Here is an 18,787-nt window from a genome sequence, read left to right on the forward strand (position 1 = left end):
CCTACAGCATGCGGATGCGGCCAGGCCTAAGCTGACCTTCCCTTAAGAAACGTAACGTGATGAGGAGGCATCGTGAAGCACTTCGTCCTCGACTCTCACATGTGCGCAGCCTTCGGGGGCGCGTTCTACCCGACCGGCCATTCGGTCGTGATGTTCCCAAAGGCCGAAGATGCCAATCGGGTCGGGCACCAGTTGATCGACCGGGGCTTCAGCGGCGACGAGGTCTACCTGATTCCGCCCCAGACGATGCTGTCCCAGATCTCACCGACGGTAAGGGACGATGCCGACACGCCCCTGCCCTCCGCCGGCACCGACGGCGCGACCGTCAGGGTCTACACCAAGCTGGCCCGCGAAGGCCACACGGGCCTGCTGGTCAAGACCGAGAACCGGGCCGCGGCCGAACGCCTGATGGAGGTGGTCCGCACCGTGCCCTACTCGGTGGCCGAGCGCTACTGCCGCCTGGTGATCGAAGATCTCTGAAACAGCCTCGCCGGTCAGGCCGGCCTGGCCCGGCTGAGGACGGCCCGCGCCATGGATTGCGCGAGCTCCTGCTCACCCAGGAAGACGGTGGCCTCGACCTCCTGGGTCAGCAGGCGCGCCTCATCCTCGTTGTGGCTGCGGATCACGGTCTGGATCGCAGGATTGAGCGTGCGCGAGGTCTCGATCATTTGTCGGACATTGATGGCATCGGCGGTCGCAACCACCAGCACCCGCGCCCGCGCAATATGCGCCTGGATCAGCACTGCCGGATCCGCCGCATCGCCCCACACTGCCGCCCGGCCCTCGGCGCGCAGTTTCTCGACCAGCTCGCGGTTCTGCTCCACCACGACGAAGGGAAGATCGTGGGCCGCCAGTTCCGCCGCGATGCGCCGGCCCACGCGGCCGTAGCCGACCAGCACCGCTTGACGCGAAAGGTATTTCGCTTCGGTGCTCATCGGCAGCTCGGCCAGCGGGTCGTCGCGCTCGGCGAGCCCACGAGCGAGGCGCGAGTGCGCGTGCAGCCACTTCTGCAGCGGCCCGATGAGGCCGAACCACAGCGGATTGGTCGCGATGGAGATCAGCGCGCCCGCCAGCAGCAGGCTTTGGCCCTCTTGCGGGAGCAAGCCCAGCGAGACCCCCAGCGCCGCCAGAATGAAGGAGAACTCGCCGATCTGCGCCAGGCTCGCGCTCACTGTCAGGGCCGTGCCCAGCGGGTAACGAAGGAGCAGCACCAGGGCACAGGCAGCGACCGACTTGCCCACCACGATCACCAGCACCACGGCCAGCACCTGCAGCGGGCGCTCGATCAGCACCGCCGGATCGAACAGCATGCCGACGGAGACGAAGAACAGCACCGCGAAGGCATCGCGCAGCGGCAGCGATTCCTGCGCCGCCCGATGGCTGAACTCGGACTCGCGCATCACCATGCCGGCGAAGAAGGCGCCGAGCGCGAAGGACACACCGAACAGCGCCGCCGAGGCGAAGGCGATGCTCACCGCCGCGGCCACCACGCACAGCGTGAACAGCTCGCGCGAGCCGGTGCGCGTGATCTGCCACAGAAGCCAGGGAAAGACCCGCCGCCCCACCACCAGCATCAGGAACACGAAGCCGCCCACCTGCAACAGCGTCAGTCCCAGCGTTTGCCAGAGCGGCGCCGCGTCCGCTGGCGCGGCGCCGCTGCCCAGCGCAGCACCCAGCGGCGGCAGCAGCACAAGCACCAGCACCATCGCGAGGTCTTCCACGACCAGCCAGCCCACGGCGATGCGGCCGGTGAAGGAATCGAGCAGCCCCAGGCTTTCGAGGGCCCGCAGCAGCACCACCGTGCTCGCCACCGACAGCGCCAGCCCGAAGACCAGCGCGCCCCCCAGGCTCCAGCCCCACCAGCTCGCCAGCGCCCCGCCCAGCAGCGTGGCCACCACCATCTGCACCAGCGCGCCGGGCAGCGCGATCTTGCGCACCGCGAGCAGGTCATCGAGCGAGAAATGCAGGCCGACCCCGAACATCAGCAGCATCACGCCGATCTCAGCCAGCTGCGCGGCGATGCCCGCGTCGGCCACGAAGCCGGGGGTGAAGGGGCCGATGATCACGCCCGCGATCAGATAGCCCACCAGCGCCGGCAAGCGCAGCCGTGCCGCCAGGAAGCCCAGGATCAGGGCCAGCCCCAGGCCGGCCGCGACGGTGTTGATCAGGGAAACGCTATGGGGCATCGCCTGCATTGTGCAAGAGCGAGGCCCGCGCCCCGTCAATGCCCCGCCGTGACGTAGCCGACGGTAAGGAGCACGTGCGACCGCCCCAGAAAAAAACCCGCCGGGGCGGGTCTCTTCGAGGGCGTCGGGGCGCGCCTCAGTGCATGTGCAGGCCGCCGTTGACGGAGAAGTCGGCCCCGGTCGAGTAGCCGCCCTCGTCGGTCGCGAGCCAGGCGATGATGGAGGCGATCTCGCTGGGTTCACCCAGCCGCTTGACGGGAATGGTGGCCACGATCTTGTCGAGCACCTCCTGGCGGATGGCGCGGACCATGTCGGTGCCGATGTAGCCCGGGCTCACCGTGTTCACCGTTACGCCCTTGGCCGCCAACTCCTGCGCCAGCGCCATCGTGAACCCGTGCATGCCGGCCTTGGCGGCCGAGTAGTTGGTCTGGCCGGCCTGGCCCTTGGCGCCGTTGACCGAGCTGATGTTGATGATGCGGCCCCAGCCCTTCTCGACCATGTCGCCCACCACCTGCTTGGTGACATTGAACATGCTGTTGAGGTTGGTCTCGATCACCGCGCTCCAGTCCTCGGGCGTCATCTTCAGGAACAAGCGGTCGCGCGTGATGCCGGCGTTGTTGACCAGCACGTCGATGCTGCCATGCTCGGCCTTGGCCTTGGTGAAAGCTTCCACGGTCGACTGCCAATCGCCAACGTTGCCGACCGAGGCATGGAACTCGTAGCCCAGCGCCTTCTGCTCCGCCAACCATTTGGCATGGTCGCGCGTGGGGCCGCAGCCGGCGATCACCGTGAAGCCATCCTTGTGAAGACGCTGGCAAATGGCCGTACCAATGCCCCCCATGCCGCCGGTGACGTATGCAACTTTCTTGCTCATGATTTTTCCCTCGATGTTGACGCGCCTGAACAGGCGCGGTTCACTGTAGCCAAGTTTCCCACGGGCTCCGGGTCAGGAAAACACTGACCCCTCAATGCAACGGGGTGTCACAGCCGCGCCCGGATGCCGCGGTCCCTATCGGAAAAGGCAGGCTGCCATGAAACTCGTAACCTGGAACACCCAGTGGTGCCGCGGGCTCGACGGCGAGGTGAGTCCCAAACGCATCGTCGAAGGCGCGCGCGCGATGGCCGACTTCGATGTGCTTTGCCTGCAGGAAATCGCTTCTGGCTACGAGCGCATGCCGGGTGCCCCCGGCGACCAGCCGGCCGAGCTGGGCGCGCTGCTGCCGGGCTTCCGGCTCTTCTTCGGCGCCGCGGTCGAGGAATTCGACGGCGAGGGCCGCCGGCAGCGCTTCGGCAACCTGATCGCCACCCGACTGCCGGTGTCCCTGGTCCGGCACCATCCCCTGCCCTGGCCGCCCGACCCGACCGTGAGCAGCATGCCGCGCATGTGTACGGTCGTGACCCTGGCCAGCCCCGAACTGGGCACCGTGCGCGTGATGACCACGCACCTCGAGTATTACTCGTCCGTGCAGCGCCTGGCCCAGGCACAGGCTTTGCGCGCCCTGCATATCGAAGCCTGCCAGCAGGCCGCAGCGCCGCCTGCCGCCGCGTTCGACGACTCGCCTTTCCAGCCCAAGCCCCACACCCAGCACGCCATCCTCTGCGGCGACTTCAACATGGAGGCCAGCGACCCGGCCCATGCCGAGATCCAGGCGCCGTTCACCGCACCCGCCCTGCCGGCCGGCGGAGTGCCCGACAGGCGCCTCCAGGACGCCTGGCCGCTTGCACATCCCGAGCGGCCCCACGACCCCACCTTCAAGCTGTTCGACGACACCTATGGCAAGGACCCCGCCGCTTTCGACTTCGTGTTCGTCAGCGACACCCTGGCACCCCGCGTGCGGCGCATGGAGGTCGATCTGCAGACACGCGCCTCCGACCACCAGCCTGTGCTGATCGAACTCGGCGACTGAGCGCCCTTGACGAACAGCAGGACGTTCTCAGCGCTCGATGGTGAGCGCAACCCCCATGCCGCCGCCGATGCACAGCGAGGCAATGCCCTTCTTCGCGTTCTGGCGCTGCATCTCGTGCAGCAGCGTCACCAGGATGCGGCAGCCGGAGGCACCGATCGGATGACCGATGGCGATGGCGCCGCCATTCACGTTGACCTTGTTGATGTCCCAGCCCATCTCGCGATTGACGGCGCAGGCCTGCGCGGCAAAAGCCTCGTTGATCTCGAGCACGTCGAGGTCCTGCGGCTTCCAGCCGGCGCGCTGCAGCGCCTTCTGCGAGGCAGGCACCGGACCCATGCCCATGAAGGCCGGGTCGAGGCCGGTGCTGGCGTAGCTGGCGATGCGGCCCAGGGGCTTGAGCCCCAGCGCGGCTGCCTTCTTGGCGGTCATCACCAGCACGGCGGCGGCGCCGTCGTTGAGGCCCGAGGCATTGCCCGCCGTCACACCGCCGGCCTTGTCGAAGGCAGGGCGCAGCCCGGCCAGGCCTTCGGCGTTTGTCTTGCGATTGATGAACTCGTCCTGGGCGAAGACGACCGGGTCGCCCTTCCTTTGCGGGATGTTGACGGCGACGATCTCGTCCTTGAACTTGCCGGCGTCCTGCGCGGCCGCGGCCTTGGTCTGGCTGGCGAGCGCGAGCTCGTCCTGCGCGGCGCGGCTGATGTCGTACTTCTTGGCCACGTTCTCGGCCGTGATGCCCATGTGGTACTGGTTGTACACGTCCCACAGGCCGTCGACGATCATCGAATCGACCAGCTTCCAGTCGCCCATGCGCTGGCCATTGCGCGAGTTCGGCAGCACGTGCGGCGCGAGGCTCATGCTCTCCTGCCCGCCGGCCACAACGATTTCGCTGTCGCCGGTGGCCACGGCCTGCGCCGCCAGCATCACCGCCTTCAAGCCCGAGCCGCACACCGCGTTGATGGTGAGCGCAGGCGTTTCCTTGGTGATGCCGCTCTTCAGCAGCGCCTGGCGCGCCGGGTTCTGCCCGCTCCCCGCGGTGAGCACCTGGCCCATGATGACCTCGCCGATCTGGTCGGGCCCGACCTTGGCGCGCTCGAGCACTTCCCTGATCACGATCGAGCCGAGCTCCGTGGCCGCGATGTTGGCCAGCGATCCGCCGAATTTGCCCACGGCCGTGCGTGCGGCCGAAACGATGACGATGTCTTCCATGATGTGTGCTCTCCGAGGCTGCGATTGAAAAAAGGAAAGTGGGAACGAACAACGAAGTCAGGCTCGCGCCCTGACGTAGCGGCCCGGCGCGGGCTCGATCGCCTTGTAGGCGTTGCCCTTGCCGTAGGACTTGGGCGCAGGGATCTGCTTGCCCGAGTGGGTTTTGAGCCAGTTGGACCAGTCGGTCCACCAGCTGCCGGGATGCTCGGTGGCACCGGCCAGCCATTCGGCCTGGGTCTTCGGCAGCTTGCCGTCGGCACGAATCCAGTGGCTGCGCTTCTTCTTGACCGGGGGGTTGATCACGCCGGCGATGTGGCCCGAGGCGCCCATGACGAAGCGCTTCTTGCCCTTGAGCAGCTGCGTCGACGCATAGGCGCCGCCGATGGGCACGATGTGGTCCTCGCGCGAGCCGTAGATGTAGACCGGGGCATCGATGCGGCCCAGGTCGACCTGCTCGCCGGCCACGGTCAGCGCGCCGGGCTCGGCCAGCTTGTTCTCGTGGTACGTGTTGCGCAGGTACCAGCAATACCAGGGCCCGGGCAGGTTGGTGGCGTCGCTGTTCCAGTAGAGCAGGTCGAAGGGCGGCGGGGTCTCGCCCTTCAGGTAGTTGCCGACCACGTAGTTCCACACCAGGTCGTTGGGCCGCAGGAAGCTGAAGGTGGAGGCCAGCTCGCTGCCGGCCAGCAGGCCGCCCGAGGCCATCTGCATCTCGCGGAAGCGCACGAAGGCCTCGTCGATGAAGATGTCGAGGATGCCGGTGTCGGTGAAGTCGAGCAGCGTGGTGAGCAGCGTGACCGAGGACGCGGGCTGCTCGCCGCGCGCTGCCAGCACCGCCAGCGCGGTCGACAGGATGGTCCCGCCGACGCAGAAGCCCAGCGTATCGATCTGCCCGCCCTTCTTGTCCTGGCCGCTGATCTCGCGAGTGACTTGGATCGCTTTGATGGCGGCGTTCTCGATGTAGTCGTCCCAGGTGGTGTTGCCCATCGAGGCATCGGGATTGCGCCAGCTCACCACGAACACGCGATGGCCCTGCTCCACCGCATAGCGGATCAGCGAATTCTCGGGCTGCAGGTCGAGGATGTAGAACTTGTTGATGCAGGGCGGCACCAGCAGCAACGGCCGCTCGTAGACCTTGGCCGTGAGCGGCTTGTACTCGAGCAACTGGAACAGCTCGTTCTCGAACACCACCGCGCCCTCGGTGGTGCCGACGTTGCGGCCGACCTCGAAGGCGCTCTCGTCGGTCATGCTAAGGTGGCCCTGCTGCACGTCCTTCAGAAGGTTCTGGATGCCCTTTGCGATGCTTTCGCCCTGCGTTTCGAGCGCCCTCTTCTGGGCCTCGGCGTTGAACGCGAGGTAATTGCTGGGTGCCGAGGCCGCCACCCACTGCTCGACCGCGAAGCGCAGGCGGGCGCGGGTCTTGGCGTCGGCCTCGACGGCTTCGGCCATGCCGAGCAGCGTGCGCGTGTTGAGGAGGTAGACCGCTGCCGAGAAGGCCGCCACCGGATTGCTGCCCCAGGCCTCGGCAGCGAAGCGCCGGTCGCCGCGGGCGCGTGCCGCCATGTCCTGGCGCCACAGCTCGGTGGCCTCCTCGACGTACTGCTTCTGCAGCTCCTGGAGCTTGGGGGCGGAGAAGGCGAACCGGGGCATTTCCGAGGACTTCCACGACTCCCAGGGCGTCCCGGCCTGGGGTCCTTTGCCGAGCGACTGGAAGGACTCGAGGGCCTTCTCCCAACCCTGCGCCAGCGCCTGCTGGAACGGCGCGAAAGTGGACTCGGCCGCGGCCTGTTGTTCTTGTTTCATGTCGTCTCCTGGTTCCTCACCTTGTCGTATCGGCTTTTGAGTATGCTGCATCCGGCAGGGCCCGGAAAGCAAAAGCCCGCCATACCTTCCTGAAAACCTCTCCTATGCACCTCGTCGTCATCGCCTGGCTGTATGTCGCCCTGATGATGGCCGTGGCCGAAGCCACCAACACCAACGGCACGGTGCTCGGTGCGGTCTTTACCTTTCTACTCTATGGCTTGGCGCCGGTGGCACTGGTGGTTTACCTGATGGGCACACCGGCGCGTCGCAGGACGATCCGCGCACGCGAGGCGGCCGAGCGCGAGGCCGCCATGCAGGCGGCTGCGACCTCAGTCGCGCCAGATGCAGGCGGCGAAACGACCGCTGATGCGGTCTCGCCGGTGCGAGAAAAAACGTAACGGGTTGTTTACCGTGCACCACGGGGCGCTGCCGTCGTTGCCGTAGAGCTGCGTGACGCCCGCCCCGTTCAGGCGTTGGCGAGCGAGGCCCGCGAGGTCCGCCAGCCACTTGCCGGACGCGGCGGCGGGCTTGAAGCACCGCGGGGCCTGCGGCGCGGCCACCGCGAAGGCGGTGCGGACTTCATCGCCGACTTCGAAGGCCTCGGGCCCGATGCAGGGGCCGAGCCAGGCCATGAGCTCGCCCGGCCCGGCTTCGGCTGCAAAGGTGCCGACGGCCTCCTCCAGCACGCCTGCCGCCAGGCCGCGCCAGCCGGCATGCGCGGCGGCCACGCGGCGGCCGCGGCCGTCGGTGAAGAGCACGGGCAGGCAGTCGGCAACCATGATGGTGCAGGCGATGCCAGCGGCGGTGGCGGTGCAGGCATCGGCTGCGCTGCCGTCCGGCGTCCGGGCATCCAGCGCCAGCAGCTGGGTCCCATGCACCTGCTGCAGGAAGACCGGGCGCGCGCCGAGGGCATCGCGCAGCCGCGCGCGGTTGACGGCCACGTCGGCCGGCGTGTCGCCCACGTGGTCGCCGAGGTTGAGGCTCCGATACGCGCCCCCGGACACACCGCCTTCGCGCGTGGTGCACAGCGCGTGCACGCCGGGCGGCGCGGGCCAGTCGGGCACCAGCGCCTCGCCGGGCACCATGCTCAGGGCTCCGCGTCGGGGCAGCGCGAGGGCTGGGCGCGCTGGAAGGCATCGAGCTGCATGCAGGCCTCGAACGCCGCCATGGTGCGCGGCAGCCCGCTGAAGTCGCAGTCGAAGCGCTGGCCGTTGAAAACCTGCGGCACCAGGCAGCAATCGGCCAGCGTGGGCGTGTCGCCCCAGCAATAGAGGCTTGCCGGGCGCTGCGCCAGCTGGCGCTCGAAGGCCAGCATGCCCTCGCGCACCCAGTGGCGGTACCAGGTGTTCTTGGCGTCGTCGCCGATCTTGAGCTCGCGCACCAGGTACTTGAGCACGCGCAGGTTGTTCAGCGGATGGATCTCGCAGGCGATCGACTGCGCCAGGGCCCGCACATGCGCCCGGCCCACGGGGTCGTGCGGCAGCAGTGCGGGCTCGGGATGGATCTCGTCCAGGTATTCGATGATCGCCATCGACTGCGTGAAGCGCTCGCCGTCGTCCTTCAGCAGCGGCACCAGCATGTCGGGCGAGATGGCCGAGAAAGGCCCCGTCTTGTGCTCGCCGCGGGCGATGTGCACCGGGAGGTAGTCGTAGTCCAGGCCCTTGAGATTGAGCGCGATGCGGACCCGGAACGAAGCAGAGGAGCGGAAGTAGGTGTAGAGCTTCATCATGGCCCAGAGCATAGCGCCGGTGCTCCCGGCGTGACCCACAGCCGGGCGACGGCTTCCGCCCTCTGGCAAACTGCCGCTTTCGCTTGAAAGGACTTTTTCCGCCATGGCTTCCGAATACGTCTTCACTCCGCCGGCGACGGTGTCCCTGCCGGTGGTCGGCCAGGCTGCCCGCTTCCCCGTGCACCGCATCTACTGCGTCGGCCGCAACTACGAAGAGCACGCCAAGGAAATGGGCTTTACCGGCCGTGAGCCGCCCTTCTTCTTCATGAAGCCGGCCGATGCCGTGGTCGTCGTCGATGCGGACACGACCGGCACCATGGCCTATCCCACGTTGACCAAGAACCTGCACCACGAGATCGAGCTGGTGGCGGCCATCGGCACGGGCGGCAAGAACATCAAGGCGGCCGATGCGATGAAGCACATCTTCGGCTATGCCGTGGGCCTGGACATGACGCGCCGCGACCTGCAGGGCGACATGAAGAAGCAGGGCCGCCCCTGGGACATCGGCAAGAGCTTCGAGCAGAGCGCGCCCACCGGGCCGATCGTGCCGGCGGCCCGGGCCGGCGACATCGAGCACGCCGAGATCTCCCTTCAGGTCAACGGCCAGGACCGCCAGCGCAGCAACGTGAGCAAGCTGATCTGGAACATGGCCGAGACCATCGAGCACCTCTCTGCCGCCTGGGAGCTGCAGCCCGGCGACCTGATCTTCACCGGCACCCCCGAGGGCGTGGCGGCGGTGGTGGCCGGCGACACCCTGGTCGGCCAGGTCGCGGGCCTGCCCACGCTCACCGTCAAGGTGGTCTGAAACACGCCGCCGGTCCACACCCGATGCTCCTGCGCGTCCCTATCAAGCACTGCAAGAACTGCGGCACGGCGGTGGTGTACCGCATCCCCGACGACGGCGACACGCGCGAGCGCGCCATCTGTCCGGCCTGCCACACGGTGCACTACGAGAACCCGCTCAACGTGGTGGGCACCATCCCCGTGCTGGGCGATCGCGTGCTGCTGTGCAAGCGCAACATCGAGCCGCGCTGGGGCAAGTGGACGCTGCCGGCCGGCTTCATGGAGCTCAACGAGACAACCGCCCAGGGCGCGGCGCGCGAGACCGACGAGGAGGCCGGCGCGGAATACGAGATGGAAGGCCTGTTCGCGGTGATGAGCGTGGTGCGGGTGGGCCAGGTGCACCTGTTCTACCGGGCTCGCCTTCTCAGCGACAAGTTCGACCCCGGGCACGAGACGATCGAGGCCCGCCTCTTCACCGAGGAAGAGATCCCCTGGGACGAGATCGCCTTCCGCACCGTGCGCGAAGCACTCACCCGCTACTTCGAGGACCGCCGGCGCGGCAGCTTCGACCGCGTCCATCAGTTGGACATCGTATGAAGCTCCTTCGCGCATCGCTGTGCTGCGCCCTGCTGCTGGCTGCACAGGCGCAGGCCGAGCAGGTCGGCGAGGTCGACACCGCCTTCAAGCTGATCGGCCCCGATCACAAGATCGTGGTCGAGGCTTACGACGACCCTAAGGTCAGCGGCGTGACCTGCTATGTCTCGCGCGCCAAGACCGGCGGCATCTCTGGTGCCTTCGGCCTGGCCGAAGACAAGTCCGAGGCCTCGATCGCCTGCCGCCAGGTCGGGCCCGTGCGCGTGACCCAGCCGCTGCCCAAGCGCGAGGAGGTATACAGCGAGCGACTCTCCATTCTCTTCAAGCGCCTGCGCGTGGTGCGCATGGTCGATGGCCCGCGCAACACGCTGGTCTACCTGACCTACTCCGATCGCCTGGTCGAAGGCTCGCCGAAGAACAGCATCACCGCGGTGCCGATCGATCGTGCGATGCCGATCCCGCTGAAGTAGGTGAGCGCGCCCCTCTCACCGACTCGGGCGATCGGCGAGCTCTACGGCGCCCTCTGGCGCCATGCAGAAGGCGCGCGCGGCCAGTTGCTCGGCGCCACCGGGCTGCTCACCAGCTCGCAGCTGCTGCGACTCACCTTGCCCTGGCTGGCCGGCCAGGCCATCAATGCGCTGCAGACCGGCGACATCGCCGGCTCCGGCCGCTGGATCGCCGCGCTGGCGGGCATCTACGTGCTGTCCTGGGTAATCCACGGCCCGGGACGCATCCTCGAACGCAACGTGGGGCTGCGCGTGCGCGAGGCGGTGGCCGATGCGCTCTATGCGCGCATCGCTGCGGCGCCGCTGGACTGGCACGACGGCCACCACTCGGGCGAACTGCAGCACCGCGTGCACCAGGCGAGCCGCGCGCTGTCGGACTTCGCGCAGAACCAGTTCATCTACCTCACCAACATCGTCAATTTCATCGGCCCGCTGGTGGCGCTCACCCTGCTGTCGCGCACGAGCGGCGCAGTGGCGATCACCGGCTATGTGGTGATCGGCATCGTGATCGTGCGCTTCGACCGCGCGCTGATGCACTACGCCCGCCTGGAGAACGACGCCGACCGGCGCTACGTCTCGGCCCTGCTCGACTTCCTGTCGAACGCCTCGACCGTGATCGGCCTGCGGCTCTCGGCCGCCTCGCGCCGGCTGCTGCACGCGCGCATGGCTGCAGTGTCGAAACCGCTCAGGCGCACGGTGGTCCTCAACGAGGGCAAGTGGTTCTCCGTCGACCTGATGGGCCTGGCGCTCACCTGGGGCCTGGTCGTGGTCTACGTGTGGCAGTCGCGCACGCCGGGGCAGGCCGTGATGCTGGGCAGCGTGTTCATGATCTACCAGTACGCGCAGCAGGCCGCGGGCGTAGTGACCTCGATGGCGGCCAACTTCAGCTTCTTCGCGCGCATGCACACCGACTACGGCAGCGCGGCGCCGATCTGGGTCGCGCCCGCGCGCATCGACGACCCGGCGCAGGAGCACATCGAACGCGATGCGGCCTGGCGCGCCCTGCAGGTCGACGGCCTGGTCTGGAACTACAAGCCGCGCGGCACGCCGGGCACCGGCGAGCACGTGCCGAGCGGGCTGCACGGCGTGGCGCTCGCGCTCGGCCGCGGCCAGCGCATCGCGCTGGTGGGCCCCAGCGGCGGCGGCAAGAGCACGCTGCTGCGCGTGCTGGCTGGCCTCTACGCGCCCGCAGCCGGCACGCTCGCCATCGACGGCGTCCCGACGCCCTGGCCGCGCTTGCGCGCCATCGCGACCCTGATCCCGCAGGAGATCGAGGTCTTCGAGGCCAGCGTCCGGGAGAACCTCGGCTTCGGCCAGCCCGTGGACGACGAAGCGATCCGCGACGCATTGCATGCCAGCACCTTCGACGAGGTGCTCGCCGCCACGCATGGCGACCTCGACACCCTGCTGTCCGAACGCGGCTTCAATCTCTCGGGCGGCCAGCGGCAGCGCTTGTGCCTGGCGCGCGGCGTGCTCGCGGCACAGGGCAGCTCGCTGCTGTTGCTCGATGAGCCGACCAGCGCGCTCGACGCCTCGACCGAGCGCCGCGTGCTGGAGCGCATCGGCGCGGCCTTTCCCGACGCCTGCCTGGTCGCGTCCATCCATCGCCTGAGCCTGCTGGAACGCTTCGACACCGTGGTGCTGATGGAAGCGGGCCGCATCGTCGATGCGGGTCCACGCGCCGCTGTGCTGGCCCGCCAGCCCTCGCTGCGGGCCCATGCGCCGCCGTCCCACGGCCTCCAGCCTTAAAAAACGCCACGGTCCTACGCGCCGACGGGAACCAGCGCGCCAGAATGCGTTCGAAAAAACGCCATGCAATCCAACACCCATGTTCTCCGCGCCGGCCTCGTGGCCGCAGCGGTCGCCAGCCTGGTCGCGTGCAGCACGACGCCCCTGCCGCCCCTGCCGCCCCAGCGCCCGCTTCCCTCGCCCCCCGGCGCCACCGTCAAGCCGCCGCCACCGCCGGCACCGCCCGCGTTCCTGCGGCCCGCGGCCGGACCCACGCTGTCGCGCTTCGACGGGAAGACGAACAAGGGCGTGGACATCGCGGGCAGCCTGGGCGACCCGATCCTCGCCGCGGCCGATGGCCGCGTCGTCTATGTCGGCGGCGAGCTGCGCGGCTACGGCAACATGGTGATCGTGAAGCACAACGACACCTTCCTCAGCGCCTACGCACACGCGCAGCAGATCCTGGTCAAGGAGAAGGACGTCGTGCGCCAGGGCCAGAAGATCGCCGAGATGGGGAGCAGTGGCGCCGACCGCGTCAAGCTGCACTTCGAGCTGCGCAAGCAGGGCGTCGCGGTCGACCCCGAGCCCTACCTCAACGGCCAGCTGCGCTGAACGCAGCAACCGCTACAGCAAGCTCTCGGGTACCAGCGGCGCAAGCAACTCCAGCTTCAGGCGCGAGGCGAAATCGGTCTCTGGCTCCTCGTGCTGCACGACATCGGGGCCGCCGTCGTCCGACGGGCTCATCCATTCGATGCCGCCCCTCGGCCCCAATCGCACGCGGTAGGCCGCATCCATGGTGATGAAGCCGATCAGGCTGGTGAGCTGCGCCGCAATCTGCGGGCTGTGGATGAACAGGCCCAGCTCCGTGTTGTGCAGGTCCGAGCGCGGATCGAAGTTGAGCGAGCCGATGAACACCACCTTGCCGTCGACCACCGCAGCCTTGCCGTGCAGTCGCCCGCTGGCCGAGCCGAAAATGCCGAAGCGCCGCGTCCGCTCGACGCGCTTGGGGCTGAGCTCGTAGAGCTCCACGCCGAGGCGCACCAGCTCGGGCCGGTAGCGGCGGTAGCCCAGGTGCACCAGCGACTCGTCAGTGGCGGCCAGCGAGTTGGTCACCAGCGTGAAGCGCACGCCGCGTTGCCGCAGCCGGCGCACGGATTCCATGCCCCCGCGCCCCGGGATCAGGTAGGGCGTGGTGATCAACGCCTCGCGCTCGGCCGCGCGCACGTAGCGCCGGACGTTGAAGAGCACGCCCTCGGGCGCATCCGCCGCTACGCGCGGGCGCTCCTCGGGCGGGCCCAGCGCCTTGTGCGGCGTGTCGGCGTAGGCCTCGGCCCGCGCCCAGACCAGTGACAGCGTGCCTGCCTCCATGTCCTCGGCGAGCGCCTGGTAGCCCAGCAGGTCGCGCTCGATCGGCGTCTGCGGGGCCCACATCGCGGCGTCCCAGGTCATCTCCTCGAAGCGCTGCCGCCGCTGCGAAGGCGTGCCCTCCGCCTGCGCGATCGACTCGATCGGATATGCGAAAGGGCTGTTCCAGTACGTGTCGAACAGCGAGGACAGCCGCGGCACCACCGCGCCCGTCACCAGCGTGTCGATGTCGATGAAGTTGGCTCCGGCATCGCGCATGAAGTATTCGTTGGCGATGTTGCGCCCGCCCACCACCGCCATCGCGTTGTCGGCGACGAAGAGTTTGTTGTGCATGCGGCGATGAATGCGGTCGATGTCGAGCAGCGAGGCGGCCAGCCGCGTGGACAGTCGCCCGCGCCCGGCCGGGAACGGATTGAAGAGCCGCACCTCCACGTTCGGATAGGCCGCCAGGCTCGCCAGCAGCGTGTCGGCGCCGGCGGTGTAGAGGTCGTCGATCAGCACGCGCACGCGCACGCCGCGCTCGGCCGCGTCGCGCAGCGTGCGCAGCAGGTAGCGGCCGGTTTCGTCGTTCTGCACCAGGTAGTACTGCACGTCGATGCTGCGCTGCGCGCGCCGCGCCAGCTCGAGGCGCGCGTGCATCGAAAAGGCCGGCAACGGCAGCAGCCGGAAGCCGCTTTGCTGCGCATCCGGCGCACCGGCCACGGCGAGCCGGCCGAGCGCCGTGTTCGCGGTGTCGGTGATCGCATAGGAGGGCGGGCGCTCCACCCCCTTCGGCAGGCCCGCGCAGCCGGCCAGCAGCACGGCGAGCGCCAAGGCAACGAGCCAGACGACTCCGCTGCCCCAGGCGCTGCCAGGATGCTTCGCGCCTTCAGCCCCCATCGCCGCCTTCGATCCGGACCAGCGTCTCGCCATCGCGCCGGCTGCCGAAGTACTTGTCCAGGCAGTCGCGAAACACCGGCTCCGACGGATCGGCCGCATCGAACAGGGTCATGGACGACCAGAACTTCAGGTCGTCCGGCGCGCCGAATATCTCGTGGATATCGCGGCCCTCGACCGCGAGCACCAGCGCGCTGCATTCGCGCAGCCGCGGCCCGAGCAGCGAGTGCGCCAGGTAGGCGCGCGCCTCGGCCAGCGAGACAATCGCATAGCGCTGCGCCATCGCGCTGCGGCCCAGGCCCGCCAACTGCGGGAACACGAACCACATCCAGTGGCTGAGCTTGCGGCCGCCGCGCAGTTCGCGGCGCACTGCGTCGATCACGGGCGCCTGCGCATCGACGAAGCGCTGCAATTCGAAAGCATCGTTCATGAACGGGACTCTGTAGGTGGCGTCTTTCTCCAGCTGGCGAAGTATGCCGCGCCACGCCGAGCGCGTGGAACCGTCAAATCTCCAGCACTAAAAAAGAGAGGCTCCCCAGAGAACGACAATGAACTGCGAAGCGATCCACTGCGCCGACACCAAGACCGTCCGATTTGCCATTTACCCCGACGGACTCGACGGACCCCGCATCATGGCCCATGTCTCCGAGGCCGCCCTGCGCGACCTGTGCGAAGACCAGGACCCGGACTCCGACCTGACCCTCACCTGCGAAGCCCATTTCTCCTGCATCGAGGCCAAGGCGCTGGAGCGCTATCGGGCTGCACCCTCCGTGCCCATCCTGCTGGGGCCTGCCGACCTCAGGGCCTGCGCCCTGCTGCACTGATCGGCTGCCTGAAGGCGCACGGCCGCTCACAGCCCCGAGGTAGAGCTTGAGCTCGGCGTTCTTGACGCCTCCGCATATGTGAGCCAGTCCGGCGATCTGCCGCCCCGAGGTCCAGGCACCGGCCTCAGCCGCGCACCGGCGGTACGGGGAGCGCGGGCATCGCCTCGCGCAGGAAGTCCCTGAAGCTGGCCGCCGCCGGCGACAACGGCTGGTCACGCTTGCAGAACAGCGACAGGTGCCTGTGCACCACCGGCCCGACGAGAGGCCGGGCCACCAGGCCGAAGGGCTCGATCAGCGGCAACGAGCGGCCGGGCTGCGCCGTGATGCCGTGCCCCCACTGCACCATGCCCAGCGCCGTGGTGATGAACGACACCTCGTGCGCCGGGTTCAGTGCGAGCGTGGCCGAGTGCTTGAAGAGATCGGCCTGCAGCCGCTTGGTGAAGTCGGGCGTGAGGCTGACGAAAGGCGCTTGCAGCACCTGCGCCCAGGTCACGCGGCTGCGGGCGGCCAGAGGGTGGTCGGGCCGGCAGATCAGCCACATGCGGTCGCGCAGCAGGCTTTGCTGCACCAGCTCCGGCGGCGCCTGGCGCTGCGGCGCAATGCCCAGGTCGGCCTCGCCGCTCATCACGCGCGCCAGCGCCTGCTGGTTGAGCGAGTCCAGCACGTACACGGCAATGGCCGGAAACTTCTGCCGGTAGCGCAGGACCAGTTCGGGCAAGGTGGTGGCCGCGTAGAGCGGCGTGCAGGCGATGCGCACGGTGCCGCGCTTCTTCTGCTCCAGGTCCTGCGTGCTTTCGAGCGCGCTGGCGAGGTCGTCCAGCACCTTGCGTGCCAGCGGATAGAACTCGCTGCCTGCCAGCGACAGCGCGGTCGCACGCGTGGTGCGGTCGAACAGGCGCACCTCGATGCCGCGCTCCAGATCCTTGATGAGCAGGCTCAGCGCCGACGGCGTGAGATGCAACCGGCGCGCGGCGGCGGCGAAGCCACCTGCATCGGCGATGGCGACGAAGGCGCGGAGCTGCCGCAGCGTGACGTTGGCCGGATTCATCAGAAAAACTCAAAGGCCGCTAAATATTGCTGGTTTGTCTCAACGGTCACGCGAATCTACCATCGGCCTCGCAAGGAGGCTCTCCCACGATGCTGCGATTCGATCCCAATCTTCGATGGCTGTTCACCGAAGTTCCCATGCTGGAGCGCTACGAGGCCGCGGCGGCGGCCGGCTTCCGTGGCGTCGAGGTGGCCTTTCCCTATGAATACCCGGCCAAAGAGATTGCCGCGCGGCTCGAGTTCAACGGGCTCGAACTTGTGCAGATCCTCTCACCCTTCGACTGGGACGCGGGCGAGCGCGGCCTCGCCGCGTTGCCGGGGCGCGAGCAGGACTTCAAGGCCAGCATCCGCACGGCCATCGACTACGCGGGACAGGTGGGCGGCCCGCTGATCCACGTGATGCCCGGGAAGATCGGGCCGCAATTCGAACGTGCCCAGTGCATGGACCTCTTCCTGGAGAACATCGGCTGGGCGGCGGACGCAGCCCGCGCGGCCGGGCTCACGCTGATCCTCGAGCCTTGCTGCCGCGCGCGCTTTCCCGACTTCCTGTACCACCGCATCGACGAAGGCGTGGCGGTCGTGAAGACATTGGGCCGCGAGAACGTCAAGCTGTGCTTCGACACCTTCCACATCCAGATGGAGGAAGGCGCCATCGCCGACCGGCTGCGTGCCGCCTGGCCGCACATCGGCCATATCCAGGTCGGCAATGTGCCGGGTCGTCACGAGCCCGGCACGGGAGAGATCCATTTCCCCTACCTGTTCGGCTTGATCGAGGAACTGGGCTGGCAGGGATGGATCGGCTGCGAGTACACCCCTTCCGGCCCCACGCTGGACACCCTGGGCTGGGGCGCCCCCTATGGCCTGGGCGCACGCTCGGAGGCAACGACATGCTGAGCACTGCCGACAACGAACTGCTCACCCGCACGGGCGCCGCCACGCCGATGGGGCAGTACTTCCGCCGCTTCTGGCAACCCGTGGCGCTCTCGCGCGAGCTGCCTGAGCGCGACGGCGTGCCGCTGCGCGTGAACATCATGGGCGAGAAGCTGGTCGCATTCCGCGACAGCCACGGCGCAGTGGGCCTGGTGGACTCACGCTGCCCGCACCGCGGCGCCGACCTCTACTTCGGCCGCAACGAGGACTGCGCCATCCGCTGCGTGTTCCACGGCTGGAAGTTCGACCTGCAGGGCCGCCCCGTCGAGCTGCCGAATGTGCCGCCGGGCGCGGCCTACCACGACACGCTGCGGCTCAAGGCCTATCCGACGCGCGAGTACGGGGACGTGGTCTGGGCCTACATGGGGCCTGACCCCTGGAGCCGCGCGCTGCCGGAAGTGCCCCGGCTGGAGTTCGGCGCCCTGCCCGCCGCCCACCGCTTCGTCACGAAGAAGCTGCAGGAGTGCAACTGGGCCCAGTCCATCGAAGGCGCGCTGGACACCTCGCACTTCTCCTTTCTGCACATGCCGGCCCCTGGCGTGCCGTCGAACGCGAACCCTGACGCGCCGGCCGACGAGAAGCGCCTGCGCTGGATCCGCGAGGACCCGTTGCCGCGCTTCTCCATCCTCGAGCACGAGGTCGGCTTCGTGGTCGGTGGTGCCCGCCGCGCCGACGATGGTGTGCGCTACTGGCGCACCGCGCAGTTCGCGCTGCCGGCGCACAGCACCACGCCCTCGACGCTGCCGGGCGAGACCCATTTCGGCTACACCTGGGTGCCCATCGACGACGAGAACTGCTGGATCTACACCTACGCCTGGAACCCCGAGCGTCCGTTGTCCGAAGATGAACTGCGCAAGTTCAAGGCAGGCCATGGCGTCATCGCCGAGGTCGATGACGACTTCATCCCGGTCCGCAACCGGGCCAACGAGTACCTGATCGACCGCCACCACCAGAAGCACATCAGCTTTACCGGCGTGCGCGGCGTGGCCGAGCAGGACGCGATGATCCAGGACAGCCAAGGCCGCATCGCCGACCGGACGCAGGAGCACCTGTCGGCTTCCGATGCGGCGGTGGTGCGCTTCCGGCGCGCGGTGCTGGGCGGTGCCAAGGCGCTGGCCGCCGGCACGGAGCCGCAGGCGCCGCTGAAGCACGCGGCCTACCGCCTGCGCTCGGGCAGCTGGTTCGCGTCGGAAGGCGTGTCCTTCGAACAGGTCATGCTGGAGCGCTTCGGCGATCCCGTCGGCCGTGTCGCGTCCGCCGCCGAGACCTCGACGGCCACGACTCTCACCGGGTGAAGCGAGCCCAC

Annotated in this window: 20 protein-coding genes; 11 read left to right on the forward strand and 9 right to left on the reverse strand. The window is 68.4% G+C overall.

From position 1 onward, the window contains the following. Nucleotides 1-72: 72 nt before the first annotated feature. Nucleotides 73-480 (forward strand): hypothetical protein, encoded by a 408-nt coding sequence (locus E5P3_RS20410; protein WP_068672907.1) that lies wholly within the window; start codon nucleotides 73-75, stop codon nucleotides 478-480. 14 nt (nucleotides 481-494) lie between these two features. Here E5P3_RS20410 and ybaL read toward each other — a convergent pair whose 3' ends face one another. Both ybaL and phbB read right to left on the reverse strand, forming a co-directional pair. Then, the gene (gene ybaL / locus E5P3_RS20415; RefSeq protein ID WP_162587640.1) at nucleotides 495-2,186 is read right to left on the reverse strand and encodes a YbaL family putative K(+) efflux transporter; all 1,692 of its coding nucleotides are present in this window, start codon (nucleotides 2,184-2,186) and stop codon (nucleotides 495-497) included. Between the two features lie 136 nt (nucleotides 2,187-2,322). After that, nucleotides 2,323-3,060, reverse strand: a complete 738-nt coding sequence (phbB, locus tag E5P3_RS20420) for an acetoacetyl-CoA reductase (protein ID WP_162587641.1) — start codon at nucleotides 3,058-3,060, stop codon at nucleotides 2,323-2,325. Nucleotides 3,061-3,217: 157 nt separating this feature from the next. On the opposite strand from phbB, the gene E5P3_RS20425 reads away from it, so the two are divergent. Next, nucleotides 3,218-4,093, forward strand: coding sequence for an endonuclease/exonuclease/phosphatase family protein (locus E5P3_RS20425; RefSeq protein ID WP_162587642.1), 876 nt, complete (start codon nucleotides 3,218-3,220; stop codon nucleotides 4,091-4,093). 27 nt (nucleotides 4,094-4,120) lie between these two features. Here the strand turns inward: E5P3_RS20425 and E5P3_RS20430 are convergent, their stop codons facing one another. Together E5P3_RS20430 and phaC are read right to left on the reverse strand one after the other, a co-directional pair. Continuing rightward, nucleotides 4,121-5,299: an acetyl-CoA C-acetyltransferase gene (locus tag E5P3_RS20430; RefSeq protein WP_162587643.1), complete on the reverse strand. Its 1,179-nt coding sequence runs from the start codon at nucleotides 5,297-5,299 to the stop codon at nucleotides 4,121-4,123. Between the two features lie 57 nt (nucleotides 5,300-5,356). Then, nucleotides 5,357-7,099, reverse strand: coding sequence for a class I poly(R)-hydroxyalkanoic acid synthase (gene phaC / locus E5P3_RS20435; protein ID WP_162587644.1), 1,743 nt, complete (start codon nucleotides 7,097-7,099; stop codon nucleotides 5,357-5,359). Nucleotides 7,100-7,203: 104 nt separating this feature from the next. Between phaC and E5P3_RS20440 the strand changes: the two genes are divergently transcribed. After that, the gene (locus E5P3_RS20440; protein WP_162587645.1) at nucleotides 7,204-7,497 is read left to right on the forward strand and encodes a hypothetical protein; all 294 of its coding nucleotides are present in this window, start codon (nucleotides 7,204-7,206) and stop codon (nucleotides 7,495-7,497) included. Here the strand turns inward: E5P3_RS20440 and pgeF are convergent. Both pgeF and maiA read right to left on the reverse strand, forming a co-directional pair. Continuing rightward, a complete protein-coding gene (pgeF, locus tag E5P3_RS20445) occupies nucleotides 7,429-8,184 on the reverse strand; it encodes a peptidoglycan editing factor PgeF (RefSeq protein ID WP_162587646.1) in 756 nt (251 codons plus the stop codon). The two genes, E5P3_RS20440 and pgeF, sit on opposite strands and share 69 nt — an antisense overlap. A 2-nt stretch (nucleotides 8,185-8,186) precedes the next feature. Beyond that, on the reverse strand, nucleotides 8,187-8,825 hold the full coding sequence (maiA, locus tag E5P3_RS20450) for a maleylacetoacetate isomerase (protein WP_162589765.1): 639 nt from the start codon (nucleotides 8,823-8,825) through the stop codon (nucleotides 8,187-8,189). A gap of 106 nt (nucleotides 8,826-8,931) precedes the next feature. Here maiA and E5P3_RS20455 point away from each other — a divergent pair, with 106 nt between their 5' ends. The 5 genes from E5P3_RS20455 (at nucleotide 8,932) to E5P3_RS20475 (ending at nucleotide 13,051) form a co-directional block, all read left to right on the forward strand. Next, the gene (locus tag E5P3_RS20455; RefSeq protein ID WP_162587647.1) at nucleotides 8,932-9,633 is read left to right on the forward strand and encodes a fumarylacetoacetate hydrolase family protein; all 702 of its coding nucleotides are present in this window, start codon (nucleotides 8,932-8,934) and stop codon (nucleotides 9,631-9,633) included. 23 nt (nucleotides 9,634-9,656) lie between these two features. Further along, on the forward strand, nucleotides 9,657-10,208 hold the full coding sequence (locus E5P3_RS20460; protein WP_162587648.1) for an NUDIX hydrolase: 552 nt from the start codon (nucleotides 9,657-9,659) through the stop codon (nucleotides 10,206-10,208). After that, nucleotides 10,205-10,675 (forward strand): CreA family protein, encoded by a 471-nt coding sequence (locus tag E5P3_RS20465; protein WP_162587649.1) that lies wholly within the window; start codon nucleotides 10,205-10,207, stop codon nucleotides 10,673-10,675. The genes E5P3_RS20460 and E5P3_RS20465 overlap by 4 nt, the downstream gene beginning before the upstream one ends. Next, entirely contained in the window at nucleotides 10,676-12,460 is a 1,785-nt protein-coding gene (locus tag E5P3_RS20470; protein WP_232073220.1) for an ABC transporter ATP-binding protein, read from the forward strand. Nucleotides 12,461-12,523: 63 nt separating this feature from the next. Further along, entirely contained in the window at nucleotides 12,524-13,051 is a 528-nt protein-coding gene (locus E5P3_RS20475; protein ID WP_162587650.1) for a peptidoglycan DD-metalloendopeptidase family protein, read from the forward strand. 12 nt (nucleotides 13,052-13,063) lie between these two features. On the opposite strand, the gene E5P3_RS20480 is transcribed toward E5P3_RS20475, so the two are convergent. Both E5P3_RS20480 and E5P3_RS20485 read right to left on the reverse strand, forming a co-directional pair. Beyond that, nucleotides 13,064-14,683, reverse strand: a complete 1,620-nt coding sequence (locus E5P3_RS20480) for a phospholipase D family protein (RefSeq protein ID WP_162587651.1) — start codon at nucleotides 14,681-14,683, stop codon at nucleotides 13,064-13,066. After that, nucleotides 14,673-15,110, reverse strand: coding sequence for a DUF1810 domain-containing protein (locus E5P3_RS20485; protein ID WP_162587652.1), 438 nt, complete (start codon nucleotides 15,108-15,110; stop codon nucleotides 14,673-14,675). Before E5P3_RS20485 ends, E5P3_RS20480 begins: the two co-directional genes overlap by 11 nt. Before the next feature lie 118 nt (nucleotides 15,111-15,228). Between E5P3_RS20485 and E5P3_RS20490 the strand changes: the two genes are divergently transcribed. Next, nucleotides 15,229-15,504 (forward strand): hypothetical protein, encoded by a 276-nt coding sequence (locus tag E5P3_RS20490; protein ID WP_162587653.1) that lies wholly within the window; start codon nucleotides 15,229-15,231, stop codon nucleotides 15,502-15,504. 124 nt (nucleotides 15,505-15,628) lie between these two features. On the opposite strand, the gene E5P3_RS20495 is transcribed toward E5P3_RS20490, so the two are convergent. Beyond that, on the reverse strand, nucleotides 15,629-16,552 hold the full coding sequence (locus E5P3_RS20495; protein ID WP_162587654.1) for a LysR family transcriptional regulator: 924 nt from the start codon (nucleotides 16,550-16,552) through the stop codon (nucleotides 15,629-15,631). A gap of 89 nt (nucleotides 16,553-16,641) precedes the next feature. On the opposite strand from E5P3_RS20495, the gene E5P3_RS20500 reads away from it, so the two are divergent. Both E5P3_RS20500 and E5P3_RS20505 read left to right on the forward strand, forming a co-directional pair. Beyond that, nucleotides 16,642-17,445, forward strand: coding sequence for a hydroxypyruvate isomerase family protein (locus E5P3_RS20500; RefSeq protein WP_162587655.1), 804 nt, complete (start codon nucleotides 16,642-16,644; stop codon nucleotides 17,443-17,445). Beyond that, entirely contained in the window at nucleotides 17,439-18,776 is a 1,338-nt protein-coding gene (locus tag E5P3_RS20505; protein ID WP_162587656.1) for a Rieske 2Fe-2S domain-containing protein, read from the forward strand. The genes E5P3_RS20500 and E5P3_RS20505 overlap by 7 nt, the downstream gene beginning before the upstream one ends. Nucleotides 18,777-18,787: the final 11 nt, after the last annotated feature.

The sequence above is a fragment of the Variovorax sp. RA8 genome (genome assembly GCF_901827175.1).
Taxonomy (GTDB): Bacteria; Pseudomonadota; Gammaproteobacteria; order Burkholderiales; family Burkholderiaceae_C; genus Variovorax.

What these genes read in the sequence shown, in the direction of transcription:
- ybaL (WP_162587640.1), bottom strand. Translation starts at nt 2,186, where the DNA reads ATGCCCCATAGCGTTTCCCTGATCAACACCGTCGCGGCCGGCCTGGGG.
- phbB (WP_162587641.1), bottom strand. Translation starts at nt 3,060, where the DNA reads ATGAGCAAGAAAGTTGCATACGTCACCGGCGGCATGGGGGGCATTGGT.
- E5P3_RS20425 (WP_162587642.1), top strand. Translation starts at nt 3,218, where the DNA reads ATGAAACTCGTAACCTGGAACACCCAGTGGTGCCGCGGGCTCGACGGC.
- E5P3_RS20430 (WP_162587643.1), bottom strand. Translation starts at nt 5,299, where the DNA reads ATGGAAGACATCGTCATCGTTTCGGCCGCACGCACGGCCGTGGGCAAA.
- phaC (WP_162587644.1), bottom strand. Translation starts at nt 7,099, where the DNA reads ATGAAACAAGAACAACAGGCCGCGGCCGAGTCCACTTTCGCGCCGTTC.
- E5P3_RS20440 (WP_162587645.1), top strand. Translation starts at nt 7,204, where the DNA reads ATGCACCTCGTCGTCATCGCCTGGCTGTATGTCGCCCTGATGATGGCC.
- pgeF (WP_162587646.1), bottom strand. Translation starts at nt 8,184, where the DNA reads ATGGTGCCCGGCGAGGCGCTGGTGCCCGACTGGCCCGCGCCGCCCGGC.
- maiA (WP_162589765.1), bottom strand. Translation starts at nt 8,825, where the DNA reads ATGAAGCTCTACACCTACTTCCGCTCCTCTGCTTCGTTCCGGGTCCGC.
- E5P3_RS20455 (WP_162587647.1), top strand. Translation starts at nt 8,932, where the DNA reads ATGGCTTCCGAATACGTCTTCACTCCGCCGGCGACGGTGTCCCTGCCG.
- E5P3_RS20460 (WP_162587648.1), top strand. Translation starts at nt 9,657, where the DNA reads ATGCTCCTGCGCGTCCCTATCAAGCACTGCAAGAACTGCGGCACGGCG.
- E5P3_RS20465 (WP_162587649.1), top strand. Translation starts at nt 10,205, where the DNA reads ATGAAGCTCCTTCGCGCATCGCTGTGCTGCGCCCTGCTGCTGGCTGCA.
- E5P3_RS20475 (WP_162587650.1), top strand. Translation starts at nt 12,524, where the DNA reads ATGCAATCCAACACCCATGTTCTCCGCGCCGGCCTCGTGGCCGCAGCG.
- E5P3_RS20480 (WP_162587651.1), bottom strand. Translation starts at nt 14,683, where the DNA reads ATGGGGGCTGAAGGCGCGAAGCATCCTGGCAGCGCCTGGGGCAGCGGA.
- E5P3_RS20485 (WP_162587652.1), bottom strand. Translation starts at nt 15,110, where the DNA reads ATGAACGATGCTTTCGAATTGCAGCGCTTCGTCGATGCGCAGGCGCCC.
- E5P3_RS20490 (WP_162587653.1), top strand. Translation starts at nt 15,229, where the DNA reads ATGAACTGCGAAGCGATCCACTGCGCCGACACCAAGACCGTCCGATTT.
- E5P3_RS20495 (WP_162587654.1), bottom strand. Translation starts at nt 16,552, where the DNA reads ATGAATCCGGCCAACGTCACGCTGCGGCAGCTCCGCGCCTTCGTCGCC.
- E5P3_RS20500 (WP_162587655.1), top strand. Translation starts at nt 16,642, where the DNA reads ATGCTGCGATTCGATCCCAATCTTCGATGGCTGTTCACCGAAGTTCCC.
- E5P3_RS20505 (WP_162587656.1), top strand. Translation starts at nt 17,439, where the DNA reads ATGCTGAGCACTGCCGACAACGAACTGCTCACCCGCACGGGCGCCGCC.